A 21,755-nucleotide genomic window follows, 5' to 3' on the forward strand; every position below is an offset into this window, starting at 1 on the left:
GTACCGGGCAATGATTTATCAATTGATTGGATAGAGGTTTCGGTTCATGGACAAAAGTCTGAGAATTCTGGTGGTCGACGATTTTCCGACCATGCGCCGCATTGTGCGCAATCTGCTTAAGGAGTTGGGCTTCGAGAACGTCGAAGAGGCCGAAGATGGTGCCATGGCCATGGACATGCTGAAGAAAGGCAATTTCCGCTTCGTGATTTCCGACTGGAATATGCCCAATATGGATGGCCTGACGCTGCTCAAGACCATCCGTGCGGACGAGGCCATGAAGAGCCTGCCGGTGCTGATGGTCACGGCCGAGGCGAAGAAGGAAAACATCATTGCGGCCGCCCAGGCCGGCGCCAGCGGCTATGTGGTCAAGCCCTTCACGGCAGCCACCCTGGAAGAAAAACTGAACAAGATCTTCGAAAAAATGGCGCAGTGAGCGCCATGGAGCCTATCTGATGGACGCACGAGACAGTCAGGACCAGCCTGCAGCTACGGGCAAGGAAGACCTGTTCATCCGCGTGGCGCGCCTGACCCGCCTGTTGCAGAACAGTATGCGGGAGCTGGGCCTGGACCAGAAGGTCCGCGATGCGGCAGAGGTGATACCGGATGCGCGCGACCGACTGCGCTATGTCGCCAACCTGACGGAACAGGCCGCCACGCGGGTGCTGGGCGCCATCGAGCAGGCCCAGCCGCTGCAAGGTGAAATCGACCAGGGCGCGCAGGCGCTGCTGGCCCGCTGGCAGGCGGGCAGCCGCGCCGGTGGCGTGGCGGACGCGGATCTGCCGGCTGATACCTGCGCCTATCTGCAGACGGCCGCCCGCAATGCCGAGGCCACGCACGGGCATTTATTGGACATCATGATGGCCCAGGATTTCCAGGATTTGACCGGGCAGGTCATCATGAAGCTGACCGATCTGATCGGTACCCTGGAAAAAGAGCTGCTGCAGGTGCTGTTGGATCACGTGCCCCAGGAAAAGCGCGACGAAGCCGAAGGCCTGCTCAACGGACCGCAGGTCCGTGTCGAAGGCCGGACGGATATCGTCTCCAGCCAGGATCAGGTTGATGACCTCTTGTCGGAACTGGGCTTGTGATCGTTTGTTGCAAGCCGTCGCAGCAGCCTTGGCTGGCCCGGCCGTGCGCGTGAGGGGCTGGCGTGGCTGACGACAGCGATCTCGAAAAAACCGAAGCGGCCTCGCCCCGGCGGCTTGAACAGGCCAGGGAAGAAGGGCAGGTGGCTCGTTCGCGCGAGCTGTCCACCTTCCTGATTCTGGCCGGAGGCATGGCGGGGCTGTGGCTGAGTGCTACGCTGCTGTACGAGAAAATCGGCGGCATGCTGCGCCAGAGCCTGGGCTTCAGCCGTACGGTGGCCATGGACACAACCCAGATGCTGGCGCAAAGCGCCGCGTCATCCTGGGAAGTGCTGCAAGGCCTGCTGCCCTTGTTTGCCGTGCTGCTGGTGGCGGCGCTGGCGGGCTCCGTGCTGCTGGGCGGCCTGTTGCTGTCATCGAAAAGCCTGGCGCCCAAACTGGAACGGCTCAATGCGCTCAAGGGCGTCAAGCGCATGTTTTCCATGCAGGCGCTCATTGAACTGGTCAAGGCGTTTGCCAAGTCCCTGCTGGTGGGGGGCGTGGCAGCCTGGGCGATCTGGACGCGGCGCGACACGATCCTGGCGCTGCTCAATGCGCCGACGGCGGCAGCCCTGGCAGAAGCGCTGGGCACGGTGGCGCGGATTTGCACCACCATCATTGCCGCCTTGCTGTTCATCGTGTTGCTGGACGTACCCTGGCAGATCTTCAGCCATTTGAAAAAGCTCAGGATGTCACGCCAGGACGTGCGGCAGGAGCACAAGGAGAGCGAGGGTGACCCGCACGTCAAGGGGCGGCTGCGCCAGCAACAGCGCAATATGGCGCGTCGGCGCATGATGGCCAACGTACCCCAGGCGGATGTCGTGGTGACCAACCCCACGCACTATGCCGTGGCCTTGCGCTACGAGGAAGGCCGGGGTGGCGCGCCCAAGGTGGTGGCTAAGGGCAGCGGCCTGGTTGCGGCCCGGATACGCACCCTGGCGCAGGAACATGGTGTGCCTTTGCTGCAGGCGCCGCCGCTGGCGCGGGCCTTGCATCATCACGTAGAACTGGAGCAGGAAATTCCTGTGGAATTGTATGCCGTCGTGGCCGAGGTGCTGGCCTGGGTATTCCGGCTGCGTGCCTGGAAGGAGTCCGGACTGGGCCTTGAACCGGCTGCGCCGGACGGCCTGGCCGTGCCCGCTGGCCTGGACCCCGATGGCAAGGAGAGTGCCGCATGAATGCCGGCCTGTTGAATCATCTGCGGCGCCTGACCGGAGGCAACCCACGGTTGCTGGTCGGGCCCATCCTCATCATGTTTGTGCTGGGCATGCTGGTGTTGCCACTGCCGCCACTGCTGCTGGACTTGCTGTTTACCTTCAATATTGCATTGGCAATCATCATCATGCTGGTGGTGATGTTCACGGAGAAGCCGCTGGATTTCGCGGCGTTTCCCGCCGTGCTGCTATTCGCCACGCTGTTCCGGCTGTCACTCAACGTGGCCTCGACGCGCGTGGTGTTGCTGCATGGTCATACCGGGCAGGATGCCGCTGGCAAGGTCATCGAAGCCTTTGGCCAATTCCTGGTCGGCGGCAATTTCGCCGTCGGGCTGGTCGTGTTCATCATCCTGGTCATCATCAACTTCATGGTGATCACCAAGGGCGCCGGGCGCATTGCCGAGGTCGGGGCGCGTTTCACGCTGGATGCCATGCCAGGCAAGCAGATGGCGATCGACGCCGACCTGAATGCCGGCCTGATTGGCGAGGAAGAAGCGCGCCGTCGCCGTGGCGCCGTGGCGCAGGAAGCGGAGTTCTATGGGGCCATGGATGGCGCCAGCAAGTTTGTCCGTGGCGATGCGGTGGCCGGCCTGCTGATCATGGTCATCAGTATCGTCGGCGGCCTGATCGTCGGGGTTGCCCAGCACGATATGTCGTTTGGCGACGCCGGCCGGGTCTACACCTTGCTGACGGTGGGCGACGGCCTGGTGTCACAGATTCCTGCGCTGGTCATTTCCACGGCCTCAGGCGTGGTGGTGTCGCGGGTGGTGACGGGCGAGGATATCGGCCAGCAGGTAACCAGCCAGCTGTTCGCCAATCCCAATGTGATGTTTCTCGCGGCTGGCGTACTGACGCTCATCGGGCTGATTCCGAACATGCCGCACCTGGTTTTCCTGTCGCTGGCTGCCGTCATGGGCGCCAGCGGCTGGGCGCAGATGCAGCGCCAATCGCGTGCCGCCCAGCAGGAACAGGCGGCGCGCGCGCCAGCAGCGGCTGCCGCGCAGGAGGCTGATATGGAGGCCAGTTGGGACGACGTCTCCTTGGTCGACCCGCTGGGGCTGGAAGTCGGGTATCGCCTGATCCCGTTGGTCGATCACGTGCAGGGCGGGGAATTGCTGTTGCGCATCCGCAGCCTGCGCAAGAAGTTCGCTCAGGAGGTCGGCTTCCTGCCGCCGGTGGTGCATATCCGTGACAACCTGGAACTGCAGCCGGGAGAGTACCGTATCCTGCTTTCCGGCGTGGAGATCGGCCGTGGCTCGGCGATGCCGGACCGCTGGCTGGCCATAGACCCCGGTGGGCTGGACAGTGCAGCCATCGAAGGCATTCCGACCACCGACCCGGCGTTCGGGCTGCCGGCGTTCTGGATAGACCTGGCACAGCGCGAACGGGCGCAGGCGGCAGGCTATACCGTGGTCGATCCTGGCACCGTGATCGCCACGCATATCAACCACTTGCTGCATCGCCATGGTGCGGCCTTGCTGGGCAGCCAGGAAGTGCAGGAACTGCTGGATCGCATCAACCGCGAAGCGCCCAAGCTGGCGGGCGACCTGGTGCCCAAGGTCGTGTCGCTGAACCTGTTGCGCCAGGTATTGCAAGGCTTGCTGGAAGAAGAAGTGCCCATACGCGATATGCGGACCATCCTGGATACGCTGGCCGAGTGGGTGCCGCGGTTGGCGGCGCAACCTGGCGGCGCGGACGCTGGCACCTTGCTGGCCCACGTGCGCCAGGCGCTGGGGCGGATGCTGGTGCAGCAATGGTTTGGCAACACCACGGACCTGCGCGTGATTGGCCTGGAAAGCCGGCTGGAGCGTGTGTTGACCCAGGCGCTTTCCACCAGCGGCGCGCTGGAGCCAGGGTTGGCAGATACCTTGCTGCGTGAAGCGCAGCAAGCCGTGGTGCGGCAAGAGGATAACGGCGACGCGCCGGTCCTGCTGGTGTCGTCGGCCTTGCGGGCCAGCCTGTCGCGCTTCCTGCGCAGCCATATTCCCCAGATCGTGGTTCTGGCCAACAATGAAATTCCTGGTGACCATCGCGTACAGGTGACCAGCCTGATAGGTAATGCAGCATGAAAATCCTGAAGTTCGTCGGCGCCAGCAACCGTGAGGTGCTGGATCAGGTGCGTCAGTTGCTCGGGCCGGATGCACTGATCATCTCCAACCGCCGCCTGGAAGATGCTCAGATCGAAGTGATGGCGGCGGACCCACGCAGCATTTCGGCGGATTTCGATCCAGTCGCAGTTCCCAAGCCGTCGGTGACGGCCCCGACATCCGCCCAGACACAGGCCCAGGTGCAAACCCCGGCATCGGCGGCCCCCCTGACGGCCGCACCGGTGCCGGCTGCGCCCGATTTCGCCCAGCCGGAGGTACGCCGAGGCGCGGAGCGCAGTACGCAGCATCAGTCCGACAGCCCGCCCGGCGCAGACAGATTGCCACGCATACCGGTGCCGACGGCAGGACGGCCCGGCCATGACGGCCAGCCGTCGGAGGCCGCCAGCCAGCCGCAGAGGGACGCTGCCGCGATGCCGGGCAATGCGCCGGTTAGTGAACTGCTCGCGAATCTCCAGGGAGAGATGTCGCAACGCTTGGATGGCCTGATCTGGGGCAAGGCGTTGCAGGAATCCTCGGCCAAGGCAGGCCTGTTCCGGGAGCTGCTGGCGGCGGGCTTCAGCGCCACGCTGGCGCGCGAGCTGCTCGAGCAGGCGCCGGATGGCGAGGATGCGCATGCATTGCGCCTGAGGCTGCGCACCGCTCTCATCAGCCGCCTGGTCACCGTGCCTGCCGGGCAGGAATTGCTGGCCGGTGCTGGCATCTATGCGCTGGTCGGTCCTACGGGTGTGGGCAAAACCACTACCATCGCCAAACTCGCCGCCCGTTGCGTGGCCCTGCATGGGCGTGGCAGCCTGGCGCTGGTAACGGCAGACAGCTATCGCATCGCGGCGCAGGAGCAATTGCAGGCATTCGGGCGCATGATGGGCGTGCCGGTCTACCCTTTGCGCGCCGATGCCGATCTCAAGAGTCTGCTGGCCCGGTTGTCGGACAAGCGCATTGTCCTCGTGGATAACATGGGCCTGAGCCAGCGTGACCGCAAGGTAGCCAGCCAGCTTGCCTTGCTGCACCAGGAGGGCATGCGGGTGCGGCGCCTGCTGGTGCTCAATGCCGCAGGCCAGGGCGATACGCTGGAAGAAGTCGTGCAGGCCTATGCGGCAGGGGCGGCCATGGCAGGTTGCATCATTACCAAGCTCGATGAGGCCTCGCGCAGCGGGACGGTGCTGGATGCCGCCATTCGTCATGGTCTGGCGGTGCATTATGTCGCTCACGGGCAGAAAGTGCCGGAAGACCTGTCCTTGCCTTCAGCCGAAAGCCTGGTGGATGGCGCCTTGCATCCGGCTGGCGGCAGCAGCGGCCTGTATGCGCCGGATGCGGCGGGCTTGGCGGCGTTGCTGCACCATGCCGATGTCCAGGCCAGGGAACGTACCGGACAAGGTGAAGCCGCGCTGGGCCAGTGGCTGCCCTGGCTGCTGCATAGTCAGCAGGCAGGAGAGGAAGGCAGTGCGGCAGCGGCGTTTGTTTCGGGTGCTGCCTGGATGCGTGCCGATCCGGCGAGCCGCCTGGCGTTCGATGCCTGGAAAACCTGGGTAGCGGCCGGCCAGGCAAGCGCGGGCAAGGCATGCCTGCCAGCGCATGCCCTGGCAAGCGCCTGGGCGCGGGCGGCAGGGGATGCCGTGGTTACGGCGTGTGACCGCGTGTTGCTGGCCGTGCACGGCCAGGCGGCGTTGGACCCCGAATTGCCGCGCACGATACTGGAAGGCGTGCTGCTGGCCAGCGACCGTGGCCATATGCTGGCCGCGCCTGCGCCAGTGCTGGCCGGACCATTCGGTCGCCTGGGCGTGCCACAAACGTCGGCAGGTGCGGCACAGGAAAACCGGCAGGCGGCGCTATCTCCCGCGGAATCCATGGCAAGCCGGGCGCAAGGCATGGCGTGGCTCGATGGCGAGCTGTCGCAGGCACGGGCCGTGCATATGCTGGACCCGTTCGATGGCGCGCCATGGACGCCGGGGCAAGCGCCGGCGCATGGCTTGCCGGCAGGCAGCTTCTGGATGGCGGCTTGCCCACCGGATGTCCGCCTGATAGCCGCCGGGGAGGAACAGCCGGTGATGGCCACAGCCTTGGCGGACAGCCTTGCCAGCCTGCCGCTGCCGCTTGCCATGAGCCCCGGTTGGGATGAGATGGCGGCCGGCTGGTGGGGCGCAGGCGTAGCGCTGGCGGGATTGGATAGGGAGGCTTCGGATAGGAGGTGCTTGGAAAGCGCCAGGGAAGCACCGCCGGCCGGCATGGCCGCGGGTAGCCTGTCAGGATTGCGCTTGCTGGTGCTGCGCCATGTCGATGGCGAGGCCGAAGGCCGGCCTGGCGTCCAGATGATGCTCAGTAACGTACCGGCCAGCCTGGCCGATAACGCCCGGCTGGCCGCCTGGTGGCTGTACGCGCAGCGCATGCGGCGGGCCTTCGGCCTGATGTCGCAGGCCTGGAAAGGGTTGGGCCGCGCCGTGAACATGGCCGTCGGAGACGAGGCATCCGCCGCTGGCCAGCAATCCCGGCTGACGGAAACCATGCGTATGCGGGCCTTGCTGGCAGGACAGATGGGTGCGCTGGGCTGGCAGGCCATTCATGCCGGGCATGCGGAGCCATTGCGACGGGCCCTGGAAGCTGCTGCCGGCTGGGATCGAGAGGATTCGGCATGGCGGACCATGGATGCGCTCTGGCGGTTGTTTGCGTTGCAGGCCATGAACACGGGCCTAAGTGCAAGTCTGAGTGCAAGCCCCGGCCTTCAGGCCTAGGCCTGGCGAGGCATCATCCACACGACGCCGCAGGCGCCGGCCGGTCCGTGGGAGGCCTGTCGGTGGGACGGGTCAGCCGGCACGGTGGTAGCGGCCTGCACCTGAGGCCTTGCTTCTACCCCGGGCCGTGCGGCCCTGGGCATCATAAAGCTCGGTCTGCTGGTTAGTTTGGCGCATGGCCTGGATGGCCTGGTCTACATGCTTGAGATGTACGCCCAGGACGATGCCGTTGCGGCGATTCCGGTCATGAGCGGCCTGCGCCGCGTCTGCCAGCGGCAGCCAGGCGGCTTCCACCGCAGGAGTCAGCCTGAGCTGTTGCAGGCGGGCCGGCGCGTCCGCCATGTCGGGCAGGAGTTCGGCCGCCAGTTGCAGGCGTCGCTGTTCGCAGGCATGCAGTCGTTCGGCATAGGCCTGCTTTTGCTCCGCCATGGCGCGCACGGCTTCAGCATCGTGCGGCGCTGCCAGCAGCGCGGCTTCTTCATCCAGCAGGCGGCTGAACGCCTGGAAGTACTCGGTTTCCTGGGCCAATGCCAGGCAGAAGTCGGTACAGGCCTGGGCAGGGAGGGGAGCGGGCATGGCGGACATGGTGTAACGGGCTGTCGTGTGGGGGCTGGATTGCCTGGCCTGGGTGCGGCCATGGGGTTGCGCAGGGCGGAGGCTGCAGCCGTTGGTGTCAGGGCTTGAGCAGATCCTTGGCGCTGGCCAGCAGGCCATCGGCGATGCGGGCGGTATCCATCTGGTATTCGCCCTGGCGCAGGGCGAGGATGATGCGTTCGACCTTGGCAGTATCTACGTCGCCAGTGGCGGCAGCGGGGGTTTCGGTGGGTGCGCGTGCAGCATCCAGGGAGGCGGCACTCAGGGAGGCCGCACTTGGGGAGATCGAAACCGCAGCAGAGGCGGCACCCGTTTTTTCCTGCCGGCCGGATGCGGCGGGCGTACGTTCGCGAGCGCTGTCTGCAGCGCTGGCGGGGGCATTGGAAAGCGGGTTGGTCGGAATGATCAAAGTGTTCTCCGGACGGGCATGACAGGCCGGGCTGCCGGCATGGGCGGTAGGTTTCGGGGGCTTGCCCAGGTTAACGGCAGATGCCGGCAAAAGTTTAGCCTGCTGCGCGTGGCATTTTTCAGCATTGGTTTTGGGCGCCGGTATACAGGCGCCATTCAGTACAGGATTTCCACGGTGCCGGCGTTGCGCACCCGGCCCGAGAGCAGCGCACCTGCCGGATTGCGTACCTGAATGGCCTGGCCAGGTGCGGCGTCTTCCATGGCCACGCCTTCAGTGCTGACGCTGAAGCCCTGGCCCTCGATCACCAGTTTGACGGTGCTGCCGCGCAGCACGGTTTCGGTATCGCGCAGTGCGCCGGCGCGTATGGGCTGGCCGGCAGCGATGCGTTGCCTGGCCTGCTGGCGGGCCAGTTGTTCCCATTGCGTGAGCACATCGGCGGGTTGTTGCAGCAGGTTGCCTTCTCTTTGCTGGACTTTGCTGCGGTCCAGGTTTTCGCCGTTTTTTATGGGTGCTGAAGCCACCAGGTAGCTGCCGTTCACGGCAATCTCTGCCTGGGCGTAGAGGCTCCAGTGTTGCGGCCCTTCGCAACGGAAGCCGATATTCATGCGCGGGCGTAGCCTGGCGCCGCCCGGCAGAAAAGCGCTGAGACCGTTGGTGCAGGGGCGGCGCTGTTCCAGGCGCGGCGCCGCAAGCGTAACGCTGAGCTGGCCCTCTAGCTGGCTGCTGTGGGTGGCGATGAGCTCGGTGGCCAGTTGCTGAAATTCGGCCTGGCTTTGCGCCTGGGCTGCCGGCAGGGGCACCAGGGCGAAAACGCTGGCCGCCAGCATGGCTGCGGCGCTGGCGGCAGGGCGGGCAGAGGGCGCGGACGGGCGCTCGCCTGAGCGGGTGAGGGAACGGAACATGGCCGTATTTTAAGGGGCCTGGGCGCTGGCCTGGTGTGCTGGTGCGACGGCCTTAAAAACTGGCGGGCTCGGGCGTCGGGCGAGCTGCGGCCCGGGTGGCGGGCCGGTCCGGAAAAACCGGGATGATGGAAGGGGGAATAGGCAAATATTTACATTCTTTTTCCTGGCATTGTCTGTCCGTTTCCTTGCGTAACATCCTTGTCAGGATGGCGCGAGGGGCGCCCGTCCGTATCGGAAGCGGGTAGGCCGGTACGGGCCGCATGACTGCATGACCGGCTGCCGGGTTTGCGGGGCGTGTCACTCGTCCTGGGCTGGCAGGTTCCGGCCGATTGCAGTTTCAGTGTCAACGAGAACCAGGGCTCATATTCTTCCATGCTCGACCGTATCGACGACCATTTCAGTTTCCACCAGAAAGCCCTGGCCTTGCGGGCGCAGCGCCAGGAAGTGCTGGCGGCCAATATCGCCAATGCCGACACCCCTGGCTACCAGGCGCGCGACTTCGATTTCAGCCAGGCGCTCGCGGCTGCAGAGGCAGGCCAGCAAGGCGGCTTGCCGCTGGCCGTGACGGCTCCCGGCCATCTGCGTTCGGCCGCACCGGAATCCGGTGATGCCAGCCTGCTGTACCGGCAGCCACTGCAACCCAGTCTGGATGGCAATACCGTGGACATGGATGTCGAGCGTGTTGATTTCGCCGATAACGCGATGCGCTATCAGGCCAGCCTGACAGTGCTGTCCAGCCGTATCAAGGGGCTGCTCGCAGCCATGCAGCAATAGGAACAGGAAAGGCAGTCATGTCACTGACGAATATTTTCGGGATTGCCGGTTCGGCGTTGACGGCACAGTCGCAGCGGATGAACGTTTCGGCCAGCAATATGGCCAATGCCGACAGCGTGGCCGGGCCGGATGGCCAACCCTACCGGGCGCGGCAGGTGATTTTCCAGGTTGCGCCGGTGCCGGGGCAGACCTACGGCAACGAGCAGATCGGTGGCGTCCAGGTGGCCGAGGTCGTACAGGACAGCGCCCCGTTGCGCATGGTCTATGACCCGGCCCATCCCATGGCGGATGCCCAGGGCTATGTCGCCATGCCCAATGTGGATGTCGTGGCCGAAACCGTCAATATGATCGCGGCCTCGCGCTCCTACCAGGCCAATGTCGAAGTGCTGAACACGGCCAAGAACCTGATGCAGCGCACGCTGACGCTGGGGCAGTAGCCCAGGTGCCGCTGGTGGCAGCTAACACGGACACGAGGAAAGAATGGGCACGATAGTAGATGGCAGCAACGCGGCCAGCGTGGACAGCCGCTCGCTGGCGGTTTCCACGGCGCAGGCCAGTACCGATAACCTGATGGCGGATACCCAGGATCGTTTTCTGACATTGCTGGTCACGCAGATGCAGAATCAGGATCCGCTCAACCCCATGGACAACGCTCAGGTCACCTCGCAGATCGCGCAGCTGTCCACGGTGGCTGGCGTGAACCAGCTGAACAGCACTTTGCTGGCGCTTTCGGGCCAGTTGGATGTTGGCCAGTCCATGCAGGCGGCGGCGTTGGTGGGCAAGGATGTTCTTGTGCCTGGCAGCAAAGTGCTGCTGGGCGGCGCGGACGGCGATGGCGGGGAAGTGCAGTCCACGCCGTTCGGTGTGGATATGCAGGCGCCGGCGGCTGGGGTGGTGGTCGAAGTGCTGGACAAGAACGGCACGCCGGTGCGGCGCATGGAATTGGGCACCCAGGCAGTGGGCGTGGTGCCCTTGTCCTGGGATGGCAAGGACGATGCCGGAGCCACCTTGCCGGAAGGCGCGTATTTCGTGCGCGTATCGGCCACGGCGGCGGACGGCAGTGCCGTAGCGGCCGAAACACTGAGCTACGGGCAGGTCAAGAGCGTGGTCTACACCACCGAAGGCCTGCGCCTGGATCTGGGCCTGGCCGGGCAGGTCAGCCTGTTCGATATTCGACAAATCATGTAATTGCGGACCAGCCCCGGCGCGCGCGGCATGGCGCGCCCGGTGGCGTTCTGGGAGTGTGAAAAATGGGTTTCAGTCAAGGTTTGAGCGGCCTGAACGCGGCATCTGCGGGCCTGGATGTGATCGGCAACAATATCGCCAACTCGGCGACTGTCGGTTTCAAGGCGGGCAGCGCGGTGTTTTCCGATGTATTCGCCAGTTCGCGCATTGGCATGGGGGTGCAGGTTTCCGGCATCAGCCAGCGTTTTTCCGCCGGCACCATCTCGAGCACGAACAACGAGCTGGATATGGCCATTGACGGCCAGAACGGTTTCTTCCGCCTGCAGGATACCGATGGTTCCATCCTGTATTCCCGCAACGGGCAGTTCTTCGAAAATGAGAACCACCAGATCGTCAATATCCAGGGCCACGTGTTGACCGGCTACCCTGCCGGCGCGGTGGGCGCCGACCCTGTGCCCCTGAGCATTCCGTCCAGCAACATTGCGCCTCAGGCGACCGATTCGCTGGCGGCGAACCTGAACCTGGATGCCAATGAACCCGTGATCGACCCGGCGCTCAAGCCCTTCGATCCAACCGACAGCAGCACGTTCAGCGATTCCACGCCGATGACGGTGTACGACTCGCTGGGCAACTCTCATGTGCTGACCCAGTATTTCATCAAGCGTTCCGGTTCGCAGGGCACGGCGAGCAATTGGGAAGTGCAGTATGCGCTCGACGGCAAGCATGTGCCAGGCAACGCGCAGGCGCTTACTTTCGACACCAGCGGTCGTATGACCAGCCCCATTGCCCAAGTATCCAAAGGTTTTGCGGACCCTGGCGGGGACGATTCGCCTGCAGCGGACCTGAATATTTCCTTCAACTATGGCGGTTCGTCGCAGTATGGCGGCAAATTCCGCTATGACATGCTGCAGAACGGCTACCAGTCTGGCGAGTATGTCCGCGTGTCGCTGGCTGCGGATGGCCGCTTGATGGCGCAGTATTCGAACGACAAGAGCCAGGAAATCGGCACGGTAGTGCTGGCGGACTTCAATAACTTGCAGGGCCTGCAGGCGGCCGGGGGCAATGCCTGGATGGAAACCGTGAGTTCCGGCCCGGCCGTGCTGGGCCAGCCGGGCAGCAATGGCCTGTCGCTGCTGGTGGGCCAGGCGGTGGAGGCGTCCAATGTGGACATGGGCCAGGAACTGGTCAACATGATCATCGCCCAGCGCACCTATCAGGCCAACGCCCAGACCATCAAGACCCAGGACGGCATCATGCAGACCCTGGTCACCATGCGCTAAGGGCTGCGGCGCATGGACAAGCTGCTTTATACCGCCATGGGCGGCGCCGCCAGGACGCTGGAACACCAGGCGGCGATCAGCAACAACATGGCGAATATCAATACGCCGGGTTTCCGCGAACAGCTGGCCGCCTACCGTTCGGTGCCGGTGGTCGGCCCTGGTGCGCCGACGCGGGTCTATACCGTGGCGTCCACGCCAGGGTCGGATTTCTCGCCAGGGCCGCTGCAGAGCACGGGCCGCGAACTGGATGTCGCGCTGGCCGGCGAAGGCTGGCTGGCTGTTCAGGCGCCAGACGGCGAAGCCTACCTGCGCACCGCCAGCTTGCAGGTCGGCAGTGACGGCGTGCTGCGCACCGAGCGTGGCCTGGCCGTGCTGTCGGCCGAAGGCGGGGTTTTCGATATACCCCAGAGCGCCTCCATCACGATTTCCGCCGATGGCAACGTGAACACGCTGGGCGCGGGCGATGCGCCCAATGACGTCGCCGCGCTGGGGCAGCTCAAGCGCGTGAATCCTCCGTCTGGACAACTGCTGCGCGGTGATGATGGCCTGTTCAGGCTGGCAGATGGCCCCGATGGCCCGTCCGGGCCGGCGCTGGCGGACCCGGCGGTGGGTGTCGTGACCAGCGCCCTGGAAAGCAGCAATGTGAGTGCCGCGCAGGCCATGGTCGGCATGATCAATAACGCGCGCCGCTTCGAAATGCAGATGAAGGTGATCCAGCACGCCGATGGCAACGCGCAGCGGGCCAATGAGTTGCTGGCAGTGTCGCAGTAATACCCAGTACGGGTCCGCGTGCCGTTGCCGGCGGCGGATCGTTATGCAGTCTATGCCTGACCATCAGGCGCAAGGAATGCCCGGATGATACGTTCACTATGGATAGCCAAGACCGGCCTGGAAACCCAGCAGACCGGCATGGATGTCATCGCCAACAACCTGGCCAACGTCAGTACCAATGGCTACAAGCGCCAGCGCGCGGTATTCGAGGACCTGATGTATCAGGTGGTGCGTCAGCCCGGCGCGCAGGTGGGCGACGCCAATCAGTTGCCCTCCGGCTTGCAGTTGGGTACCGGCGCACGCACCGTGGCCACGGCCAGGGTGCATACCGAAGGCAGCCTGAACAATACTGGCAACCCCTGGCACGTCGCGATCGAAGGACGCGGGTTCTTTGAAGTGGAACTGCCCGACGGTTCTCTGGCCTATACGCGTGATGGCGCCTTGCAGGTGGATCAGGATGGCCAACTGGTCACTGCCGGCGGCTACGTGCTGCAACCGCCCATCAACGTGCCCGATAATGCCCTGAGTCTGAGCATCAGCAAGGGCGGCGTGGTGTCGGTGACCCAGCCGGGGGCAGCGGGTATCAGCGTGCAGATCGGCCAGATCCAGCTGGCCACCTTCGTGAACCCGACCGGGCTGCAAAGCATAGGCCAGAATATGTACCTGGAAAGCAGCGCTTCCGGCCCGGCGAATGTCCTGCAGCCCGGCCTGGACGGCGCAGGTTCGCTGGCGCACGAATACCTGGAAACTTCGAACGTCAATGTGGCCGAGGAGCTGGTCAACATGATCACGACCCAGCGCGCCTATGAAATCAATAGCAAGGCCGTTTCCACGTCAGACCAGATGCTGGCGCGCCTGACGCAGCTCTGATGATGCACCGTCGGTTTTCGCTCCGCTCGTCCTGCCGGCCGCTGGCCCGCTTGTTGATGCTTGCGCCGCTGCTGGCGGCGGGGGGCTGCGCCCTGATACCGCCCGAGCCTATCGTGGTTGGTCCCGTCAGCGCGCCGCCGCCAGCGCCAGCCCAGCCGCTGGCTGTGCCTAATGGCGCGATCTACCAGCCGACGGCCTATGGCAGCTATCCGCTATTCGAGGACAGGCGGCCGCGCCAGGTGGGGGATATCGTCACCATTGTGCTCAACGAAAACACCAATGCGGCCAAAAGCGTGGCGACCAATACCAAGCGCAATGGGTCGGCCGGGCTGGGCATGAATACCATGCCCAGCGCCCTGCCGGGCGCGTTCGGGCCGCAGCAGAACATGGATGCCACCGGCAGCAACAATGCGTCGGGCACTGGTGACAGCAAGGCCAACAATACCTTTTCCGGCACCATTACCACCACTGTCATCGAAGTGCTGCCCAACGGCAACCTGCGCGTGGCGGGTGAAAAGCAGATTGCCATCAACCGGGGCAGCGAATACGTGCGTTTCTCCGGCACGGTGGACCCGCGCAGCATGACCGGCAACACGCATTCGGTGTCGTCCACCCAGGTGGCCGACGTACGCCTGGAGTACCGCAGCCAGGGAGTCATGGACGAAGTGCAGAGCATGGGCTGGCTGCAACGCTTTTTCCTGAACGTAATGCCATTTTGAAGACAGTGGGAGTCACGGTGCGTCGCGTTTTTCTGATTGTTTGTCAGGTCTTGCTGTGTCTGGGGCTGGTGCCTGCGGCACAGGCCATGAATGTCACCCAGCGCATCAAGGATGTCTCCAGCGTGCAGGGCGTGCGTGACAATCCGCTGATCGGCTATGGCGTGGTCGTGGGCCTGGACGGCAGTGGCGACCAGGTGCGGCAGGCGCCTTTCACGCAGCAGAGCGTGGCGAACATGCTGGCGCAGCTGGGTGTGACGGTGCCGCCCGGAACCAATATGCAGCTGAAAAACGTGGCGGCGGTGATCGTGACGGCGACACTGCCACCGTTTTCCCGTCCTGGCCAGAATCTCGATGTCGTGGTGTCGTCCATGGGCAACGCCAAAAGCCTGCGCGGCGGCACCTTGCTGATGACGCCGCTCAAGGGCGCCGATGGCCAGGTCTATGCGATTGCCCAGGGTAACCTGCTGGTTGGCGGCGCGGGCGCCTCGTCCGGCGGCAACAGCGTGCAGGTGAACCAGCTCAACAGCGGCATGATTACCAATGGCGCCATTGTGGAGCGCGCCGTGCCGACCGTGATCGCCATGCAAGGGCAGGTGCACCTGGAACTGAAAGAAAATGACTTTGGCACGGCGCAGAACGTCGTCGACGTGGTGAATGCGGCGTTCGGCCCCGGCACGGCCAACGCCCTGGACGGCCGGGTCATCGCCGTGGCCGCGCCGGCTGCCGATGCGGCGCTGAGCCAGTTCCTGTCGCGCCTGGAAAACCTGCCCATCGAACGGGCGCCGGTGGCCGCCAAAGTCATCATCAATGCCCGCACCGGTTCGGTGGTGATGAACCGCACCGTGGTCATCGAGGAATCCGCCGTGGCGCACGGCAATATTTCCGTGGTGATCAACCGCAGCCTGGATGTCAGCCAGCCCAATGCCCCCTTCGCGGGAGGGCAGACGGTGGTAGCGCCCAATACCGAAATACGCCTGTTGCAGGACGGTGGCGGCCTCAAGTACATGCAGACCAGCGCCAATCTGCAGGATGTGGTCAATGCGCTCAATGCGCTGGGCGCCACGCCACAGGACCTGTTGTCCATCCTGCAGGCCATGCAGCGCGCCGGCGCCTTGCGCGCCGAGCTGGAAATCATCTGAGGCTGCATGATGACGATTGCTTCCGGTTCCACCGCCGCCTCTCTGGCGCAGGGTTTTGTTTTCGATACGCGGGAAATGGACAGGCTGCGGGCCAAAGTGCAGCAGTCGCCCGATGGCGAGGCGGCGCAGCGCGAGGTGGCGCAGCAGTTCGAGGCCCTGTTCATCAATATGCTGATCCAGCGCATGCGGGACGCGACGCCCAGTGAGGGACTGTTCGACAACGAACAGACGCGCATGATGCAGTCGTTGGCGGACCAACAGATTGCCTCTGACCTGGCAAGCAAACAGTCCGGCCTGGGGCTGGCCGAGGCGCTGCTGCGGCAGATCCGCCAGCCGGGCAGTGCCATGGCGGGTGTTTCGGGTGCAGCGGGCAGCGTGAGTGGCAGGGGGCCTGGCGGCACCGGCGAACTGACGCGTGAGCTGCGCGTTGATGGCAGCCTTGCGCCAACCAGTCCGACGTTGCAGCAGAATCTCTGGCGTGGCGCACGTGCAGGCGTTGCAGCAGTACGCGCTGGCGCGGCCTTTGCTGGCCAGGCGCCAATGCTGAAGGCGGCCGCGCAGGCGCCGGACTTCGTCGCCAGTTTCGTCGAAAAGCTGGCGCCCATGGCGCAGCGTATCGCCCAGGAAAGCGGTATCCCGGCCCAGTTGATCCTGGGGCAGGCTGCGCTGGAATCCGGCTGGGGGCGGCGTGAAATTCGCCATGAGGATGGCAGCCCCAGCTACAACCTGTTCGGTATCAAGGCTACGCCAGCCTGGCGTGGCGCGGTGGTGGAAACCATGACCACCGAATACGAGGACGGCAAGGCGCGCAAGCTGACGCAGCCATTCCGCGCCTATTCGTCCTATGAAGACGCCTTGCGCGACTATGCCGGTTTGCTGCAGCGCAATGAGCGTTATCAGGGGGTGCTGCAGGCTTCCGACCCGGCCGAGGCCGCGCGTCGCATCCAGGAAGCCGGCTATGCCACCGACCCAGGCTATGCCGACAAGCTGATCAATGTGATGGCGATGCTGGAACGCTAGCCAATCACCCTAAATTTCCGCGCCGCGCAACCGTTATTCCATGGGAATGCCGGGGTGTCCGGGGCAAGTCAGGCCCAGGGCGACAGGCAACCATTATGAGAGTCTCCTGACCATGAATCTGTACAACCTGGGACTGACGGGTATCAACGCCGCGACTGCGCGCCTGAATACGACCGGCCACAACATCAATAACGTCGATACGCAAGGCTACAACCGCCAACAGGTGCTGGTGTCTTCGGTCGGCGGCAGCGCTACCAGCGCCGGCTTCTATGGCCGTGGCGTGGCGGTTGACGGGGTGACCCGGCAATACAGCTCCTATCTGTACAACCAGCTGGTTTCCGCGCGTTCCACGCAGTCCTCGTACAACAGCTACCTGAACGAGATCGGCCAGATCAATAATCTGATCGGTAATAGCGAAACCGGTATTTCTCCCGCGCTCAAGGCATTTTTCTCCAGCGTCCAGGCCGTCGCCTCCGAGTCGGGCGACGCGGCGGCGCGCCAGGAAATGATCGGCCAGGCCAACAGCCTGGTCACGCAGATCAATGAAACCCAGGAGATGCTCAATCGCCAGCGCGATGAAATCAATATCCAGGTCGGCACGACGGTCGAGCAGATCAACAGCTATGTGGACCGTATCGCCGGGCTGAACGAGCAGATCACCCTGGCCAAGGCGTCGGCGACGCCAGGTCAGGCGCCCAATGACCTGCTCGACCAGCGCGACCAGCTGGTGTCCGAACTGAACCAGCTGGTTGGCGTGCGGGTGGTCGAGCAGGGGTCCTCCATCAACCTGACCGTCGGCAATGGCCAGGTGCTGCTGTCCGGCAATCAGAGCTACCCGCTGCGCGCCATGACTTCGGCCAATGACCCCAGCCGTACCGTCATTGCCTATGAACTGCCCGCCGAAAACGGCGAGAGCACTTGGGTGGAACTGGATGACACCCGCCTGAGTGGTGGACGCCTGGGAGGCCTGCTGGCCTTCAGGCGCGAATCGCTGGACAGCGTGCAGAACGACCTGGGGCGCCTGGCGCTGGGCCTGGCGCATGCCTTCAATACGCAGCACCGCCAGGGTCTGGATCAGGCTGGGCAGCCGGGCGGCGACTTCTTCACGATCGCGGCGCCGGTTGCTCACGCCAGCCTGTCCAACCAGGGCAGCGCCAGTGCGGGCGGCAATGCGGGCCTGACTGCGGAGGTCAAGGATATCCAGGCATTGCAGGCCAGCGATTACCGCATCAGTTATCACGCCGCCAGCGGCAAGTATGAAATTCAGCGCCTGTCCGATGGCGTGAAACGGAGCTTCGACGGCGATGCCGGACAGGTGGAAATCGACGGCTTGAGCCTGAACCTGCCCGACGCCACGCAGCCGGGGGCCGTCGAGCATGGAGACAGCTGGTTGCTGCAACCCACCATGAATGCGGCTGCCAGCCTGGCTGTGGCCGTGGAAAACCCGGCGGAAATCGCTGCTGCGGATGCCAGCGGCGGCGCCATCAACAATGCCAACGCGCTGAAGCTGGCCCAGCTGCAGACCGACAAGGTGATGGGGCAGGGGTCGCTGAGCATCAGCGATACCTATCTGCAAATCGTCAATAAGGTCGGGGTAAAGACCGGGGAGGTTACCACGGCCAGCAAGGCTCAGGACAATCTCGTGACGCAGCGCCTGACGGCGCAGCAGGAGGTCTCGGGCGTCAGTCTGCGTGAAGAGCAGGTCGCGCTGATGCAATACGCCGAGCAGTACCAGGCGTCGGCACGTCTGATCGACGTTGCCAGCCAGATGTTCGACACCCTGCTGTCCATGAAGTAACCGCCAGCGCCGCGTCTACAGGATATCGCCATGCGTATCAGCTCGTCTTTGATGTACCAGATTGCCCTCGGCCAGTTCTCGCGCAAGGAAGCGCAGCAGGTTCAGCTGTTCGAGCAGATTTCCACCGGCCTGCGCGTGGTGCGCCCCGGGGACGACCCGTTGGCGGCCGCCCAGGCGGTGCGTACCAGCCAGAACCTGGAACTGAACGAGCGCTTCGCCGCCAATCGGCAGGTGGCCAAGCACAACATGGGCGAAACCAGCCAGATGCTGGACGCCACCGTGAATACCTTGCAGGACGTGACCACGCGCCTGGTGGAAGTCGGCAATGGCATTTACTCGGAAACTGACCAGCGTGCGCTGGCCAAGGTGCTCAAGGAATCCTATGACCGCCTGCTGAACCAGGCCAACGCCAGGGACGGCAATGGCGTTTACATGTTTTCGGGCCATCGTGGCGATGTCGCGCCGTTCCAGACCGATAGCGACGGCTGGGTCAGCGGCGCCTATCAGGGGGACGAAGGCAAGCGCCTGATCCAGATCGACCAGACCCGCCAGATGCCAACGGCGGAATCCGCGGTGAATATCTTTGCCCGCGCCAATCCTGGTGATCGCTCTTATGCCGCTTCATCCGCGCCGGGCAACCAGGGCACCGCGACCTTCAGTTCGCCGGCGGTCACCAGCCAGGACGGCGAGCATGTCGGCAAGATGTTGCGTATCGCTTTCGAGGCCGATCCCGCAGCAGGCGGTGTGCGTTATGTCGTGACCGATGCGAACCAGACGGTGCTGGACAGCGGCCCCTACGACGCGGAAACCGGGCTCAACCTGTCCGTCGGCGGTTTGTCGCTGGCGATCCAGGGACAGCCGGCCGAGGGCGACAGCTTCACGCTGGAACCCATGGCGCAAGCCGATATGGATGTGTTTTCCACCTTGCGCCGGACCATAGACGCCCTGGAGTCGCTGGACAAAAACGACCCCGTGTCTGTTGCCAACTTCCGGAACGTGGTTGGTGAGGCGCAGCGCAAGCTGGGCAGCGTGTATGACAACGTACTGACTGTGCAGGCCTCGCTGGGGGCGCGCATGAATGAGCTGTCCGCGCTGGACACCGTGGGAAGCGCCAGGGGCCTGAGCTATGCCAAGCAACTCGACAACCTGGTGGGTTTGAATGAGTTCGCCGCCTATAGCCAGCAGATCTATTACCAGAATGCGCTGGAAGCCTCCATGTTGGCATTCCAGCGGATCCAGAGCCTGGGACTGTTCAACGGCAATAACTAGGCGTAGCGGCGCGCCGCAGTGAAAAGGGATTGATGATCATGTTTCGGAATACGTCCATAAAAATCAATATGATGCTGGTGCTGGGCCTGTTCATGGCCTTGCTGCTGGTGGCAGTGGCGCTGGGCTGGAACGGGATGCGGGTGTCCGGCAACGCCTTCGAAACGCTCTACAGCCTGACCACCCGGCAGGTGTTGCCGCTCAAGGAAGTGGCGGCGTCGGTCAGCAATAGCCATTATTGGATGGAGCGTGCGCGGCGCATCGAAAGCGAGGATGGCGCGTTGGCGGATATCCGCCAGGCCCTGGATCAGGCCGAGACTGCACTGTCGCAGGCTGACGAGCGCTATGCGCTGTTTGCCGGCGAGGCCGGGCAGGTCGGTACCGCTCAAGCGCTGGGCCAGGTGCTGGAGCGCCATCATGCCCTGATGCGCCAGAATGCCCGCAATTTGCTGCCGCTGTCGTCGGGCGGCAGTGATGAACCGGTGTCCCAGGCCGAACTGGAAGCGTTGCTGGCGCAGGGCGGACAATTGCTGCGCGAATTCACCGATGCCGCCCAGGCGCACATTGCGCAATTGCAGACACAGGAAGTGCGACGCCAGCACTGGGCGCAACTGGCGGTACTGGTGTTGATGATTGCCGGGTTGCTGATCTCTGTGGTGGCCTGGCAGGTCATGCGGCGCCGCGTTCTGCGGCCGCTGGGCGAGGCCGGGCAGTTGCTGGACCGTGTGGCCCAGGGCGACCTCACGTCGCGGGTGGATGTCCGGGATGGCAACGAAATCGGCTTGTTGATGGCCGGTCTGCGCAAGATGCAGGAAAACCTGTCGCGCATGGTGTTGCAAGTGCGCCGTGGGGTGGAGGAAATTTCCCATGGCAGCAAGGAAATCGCGCTGGGCAATACTGATCTCAGCAGCCGTACCGAGCAGCAGGCCGCGTCATTGCAGGAAACCGCGGCCAGCATGGAGCAACTGGCCTCTACGGTGCAGCAGAATGCCGATAATGCGCGTCAGGCGGATCATCTGGCGGCCGGCAGCATGGACGTCGCACGTCGAGGCGGCCAGGCCGTGTCCGAAGTTATTGCCACGATGACTGAAATTTCAAGCAGTTCGGCAAAAATTGCAGAAATTGTCAGTGTGATCGACGGTATCGCGTTCCAGACCAATATCCTGGCCCTGAACGCGGCCGTCGAGGCATCGCGGGCGGGCGACCAGGGCAAGGGCTTTTCCGTGGTGGCCAGCGAGGTGCGTACCCTGGCCCAGCGCAGCGCCCAGGCCGCCAAGGAAATCAAGCAACTGATCGACGATTCGGTCAATAAGGTCAATGCCGGCTCCGACCAGGTGGGCCGCGCCGGCGACACCATGCGCGAAATCATGGAGTCGGTGCAGCGTGTGGCGGACATCATGGGCGAAATTTCCTCTGCCTCGCAGGAACAGTCGTTGGGCATAGACCAGATCAACCGCGCGGTGGCGCAGATGGATCAGGTCACCCAGCAGAATGCTGCGCTGGTCGAGCAGGCGGCGGCGGCGGCCGGTTCGCTGGAAGAACAGGCGTCCAGCCTGGCCCATGCCGTGGCTGAGTTCAAGGTTTCTGCTTCCGGTGCGGCCCGCACGCAAGCTGGCGCTGCACTGGCGTCGGCCCGCCTGAACGGCGCCGCCAGCAGGCCCAGGCCCGCGGCACCCTCAAAGCCGGCGGTAGCCGCTGCTGCCGGGCCGCGCAAAGCCGCCAGGCCTGCCGCCACTCCCAGGCTGGAACCCGGTACGGCGCCGCGCCGGCCGACCCGCACCGCGTCAGAGGACGACTGGGAATCCTTCTGAGTGTTCACGCCGCAGGCAAGGCACGCCTTGCCCACGATGATGCCA

20 protein-coding genes are annotated in these 21,755 nt (G+C 64.2%); 17 read left to right on the forward strand and 3 right to left on the reverse strand.

What is annotated here, in order from left to right:
- The first annotated feature begins 46 nt into the window (after positions 1-46).
- The 5 genes from cheY (at position 47) to flhF (ending at position 7,172) form a co-directional block, all read left to right on the forward strand.
- Entirely contained in the window at positions 47-433 is a 387-nt protein-coding gene (gene cheY, locus ACEW7X_RS04310) for a chemotaxis response regulator CheY (protein ID WP_068371907.1), read from the forward strand.
- A 19-nt stretch (positions 434-452) separates the two neighbouring features.
- A complete protein-coding gene (cheZ, locus tag ACEW7X_RS04315) occupies positions 453-1,088 on the forward strand; it encodes a protein phosphatase CheZ (protein ID WP_134838148.1) in 636 nt (211 codons plus the stop codon).
- A 62-nt stretch (positions 1,089-1,150) separates the two neighbouring features.
- Positions 1,151-2,302: a flagellar biosynthesis protein FlhB gene (gene flhB, locus ACEW7X_RS04320; protein ID WP_420177650.1), complete on the forward strand. Its 1,152-nt coding sequence runs from the start codon at positions 1,151-1,153 to the stop codon at positions 2,300-2,302.
- Complete coding sequence (gene flhA / locus ACEW7X_RS04325; protein WP_420177651.1) at positions 2,299-4,407, forward strand: flagellar biosynthesis protein FlhA; 2,109 nt, start codon at positions 2,299-2,301, stop codon at positions 4,405-4,407. Before flhB ends, flhA begins: the two co-directional genes overlap by 4 nt.
- On the forward strand, positions 4,404-7,172 hold the full coding sequence (gene flhF / locus ACEW7X_RS04330; RefSeq protein ID WP_420177652.1) for a flagellar biosynthesis protein FlhF: 2,769 nt from the start codon (positions 4,404-4,406) through the stop codon (positions 7,170-7,172). The genes flhA and flhF overlap by 4 nt, the downstream gene beginning before the upstream one ends.
- A 72-nt stretch (positions 7,173-7,244) precedes the next feature.
- Here flhF and ACEW7X_RS04335 read toward each other — a convergent pair whose 3' ends face one another.
- The 3 genes from ACEW7X_RS04335 to flgA form a co-directional block, all read right to left on the reverse strand.
- The gene (locus ACEW7X_RS04335) at positions 7,245-7,748 is read right to left on the reverse strand and encodes a flagella synthesis protein FlgN (RefSeq protein WP_165390036.1); all 504 of its coding nucleotides are present in this window, start codon (positions 7,746-7,748) and stop codon (positions 7,245-7,247) included.
- A 97-nt stretch (positions 7,749-7,845) separates the two neighbouring features.
- Positions 7,846-8,175, reverse strand: a complete 330-nt coding sequence (gene flgM, locus ACEW7X_RS04340; protein WP_238591392.1) for a flagellar biosynthesis anti-sigma factor FlgM — start codon at positions 8,173-8,175, stop codon at positions 7,846-7,848.
- Between the two features lie 155 nt (positions 8,176-8,330).
- A complete protein-coding gene (gene flgA, locus ACEW7X_RS04345; protein WP_068371927.1) occupies positions 8,331-9,077 on the reverse strand; it encodes a flagellar basal body P-ring formation chaperone FlgA in 747 nt (248 codons plus the stop codon).
- 372 nt (positions 9,078-9,449) lie between these two features.
- Here flgA and flgB point away from each other — a divergent pair, with 372 nt between their 5' ends.
- The 12 genes from flgB to ACEW7X_RS04405 all read left to right on the forward strand — a co-directional run bounded on the left by flgB (position 9,450) and on the right by ACEW7X_RS04405 (position 21,710).
- Positions 9,450-9,851, forward strand: a complete 402-nt coding sequence (gene flgB, locus ACEW7X_RS04350) for a flagellar basal body rod protein FlgB (protein ID WP_068372106.1) — start codon at positions 9,450-9,452, stop codon at positions 9,849-9,851.
- Between the two features lie 17 nt (positions 9,852-9,868).
- Complete coding sequence (flgC, locus tag ACEW7X_RS04355) at positions 9,869-10,288, forward strand: flagellar basal body rod protein FlgC (RefSeq protein ID WP_068371930.1); 420 nt, start codon at positions 9,869-9,871, stop codon at positions 10,286-10,288.
- A gap of 43 nt (positions 10,289-10,331) precedes the next feature.
- Complete coding sequence (locus tag ACEW7X_RS04360) at positions 10,332-11,039, forward strand: flagellar hook capping FlgD N-terminal domain-containing protein (protein ID WP_068371934.1); 708 nt, start codon at positions 10,332-10,334, stop codon at positions 11,037-11,039.
- Positions 11,040-11,101: 62 nt separating this feature from the next.
- Complete coding sequence (gene flgE / locus ACEW7X_RS04365; protein WP_068371937.1) at positions 11,102-12,316, forward strand: flagellar hook protein FlgE; 1,215 nt, start codon at positions 11,102-11,104, stop codon at positions 12,314-12,316.
- A gap of 12 nt (positions 12,317-12,328) precedes the next feature.
- Positions 12,329-13,087 (forward strand): flagellar basal body rod protein FlgF, encoded by a 759-nt coding sequence (locus tag ACEW7X_RS04370; RefSeq protein WP_420177653.1) that lies wholly within the window; start codon positions 12,329-12,331, stop codon positions 13,085-13,087.
- A gap of 84 nt (positions 13,088-13,171) precedes the next feature.
- On the forward strand, positions 13,172-13,957 hold the full coding sequence (gene flgG, locus ACEW7X_RS04375; RefSeq protein WP_068371945.1) for a flagellar basal-body rod protein FlgG: 786 nt from the start codon (positions 13,172-13,174) through the stop codon (positions 13,955-13,957).
- A 2-nt stretch (positions 13,958-13,959) separates the two neighbouring features.
- Entirely contained in the window at positions 13,960-14,676 is a 717-nt protein-coding gene (locus ACEW7X_RS04380; protein WP_083969642.1) for a flagellar basal body L-ring protein FlgH, read from the forward strand.
- Between the two features lie 86 nt (positions 14,677-14,762).
- On the forward strand, positions 14,763-15,815 hold the full coding sequence (locus tag ACEW7X_RS04385; RefSeq protein WP_238591394.1) for a flagellar basal body P-ring protein FlgI: 1,053 nt from the start codon (positions 14,763-14,765) through the stop codon (positions 15,813-15,815).
- 9 nt (positions 15,816-15,824) lie between these two features.
- Entirely contained in the window at positions 15,825-16,835 is a 1,011-nt protein-coding gene (gene flgJ, locus ACEW7X_RS04390) for a flagellar assembly peptidoglycan hydrolase FlgJ (protein WP_130487339.1), read from the forward strand.
- 112 nt (positions 16,836-16,947) lie between these two features.
- Positions 16,948-18,633: a flagellar hook-associated protein FlgK gene (flgK, locus tag ACEW7X_RS04395; protein ID WP_420177654.1), complete on the forward strand. Its 1,686-nt coding sequence runs from the start codon at positions 16,948-16,950 to the stop codon at positions 18,631-18,633.
- 30 nt (positions 18,634-18,663) lie between these two features.
- Positions 18,664-19,902 (forward strand): flagellar hook-associated protein FlgL, encoded by a 1,239-nt coding sequence (gene flgL, locus ACEW7X_RS04400; RefSeq protein ID WP_253596085.1) that lies wholly within the window; start codon positions 18,664-18,666, stop codon positions 19,900-19,902.
- A gap of 38 nt (positions 19,903-19,940) precedes the next feature.
- A complete protein-coding gene (locus tag ACEW7X_RS04405) occupies positions 19,941-21,710 on the forward strand; it encodes a methyl-accepting chemotaxis protein (RefSeq protein ID WP_134838152.1) in 1,770 nt (589 codons plus the stop codon).
- Positions 21,711-21,755 lie beyond the last annotated feature (45 nt).

The sequence above is a fragment of the Kerstersia gyiorum genome (assembly GCF_048595715.1).
Lineage (GTDB): Bacteria > Pseudomonadota > Gammaproteobacteria > Burkholderiales > Burkholderiaceae_B > Kerstersia > Kerstersia gyiorum.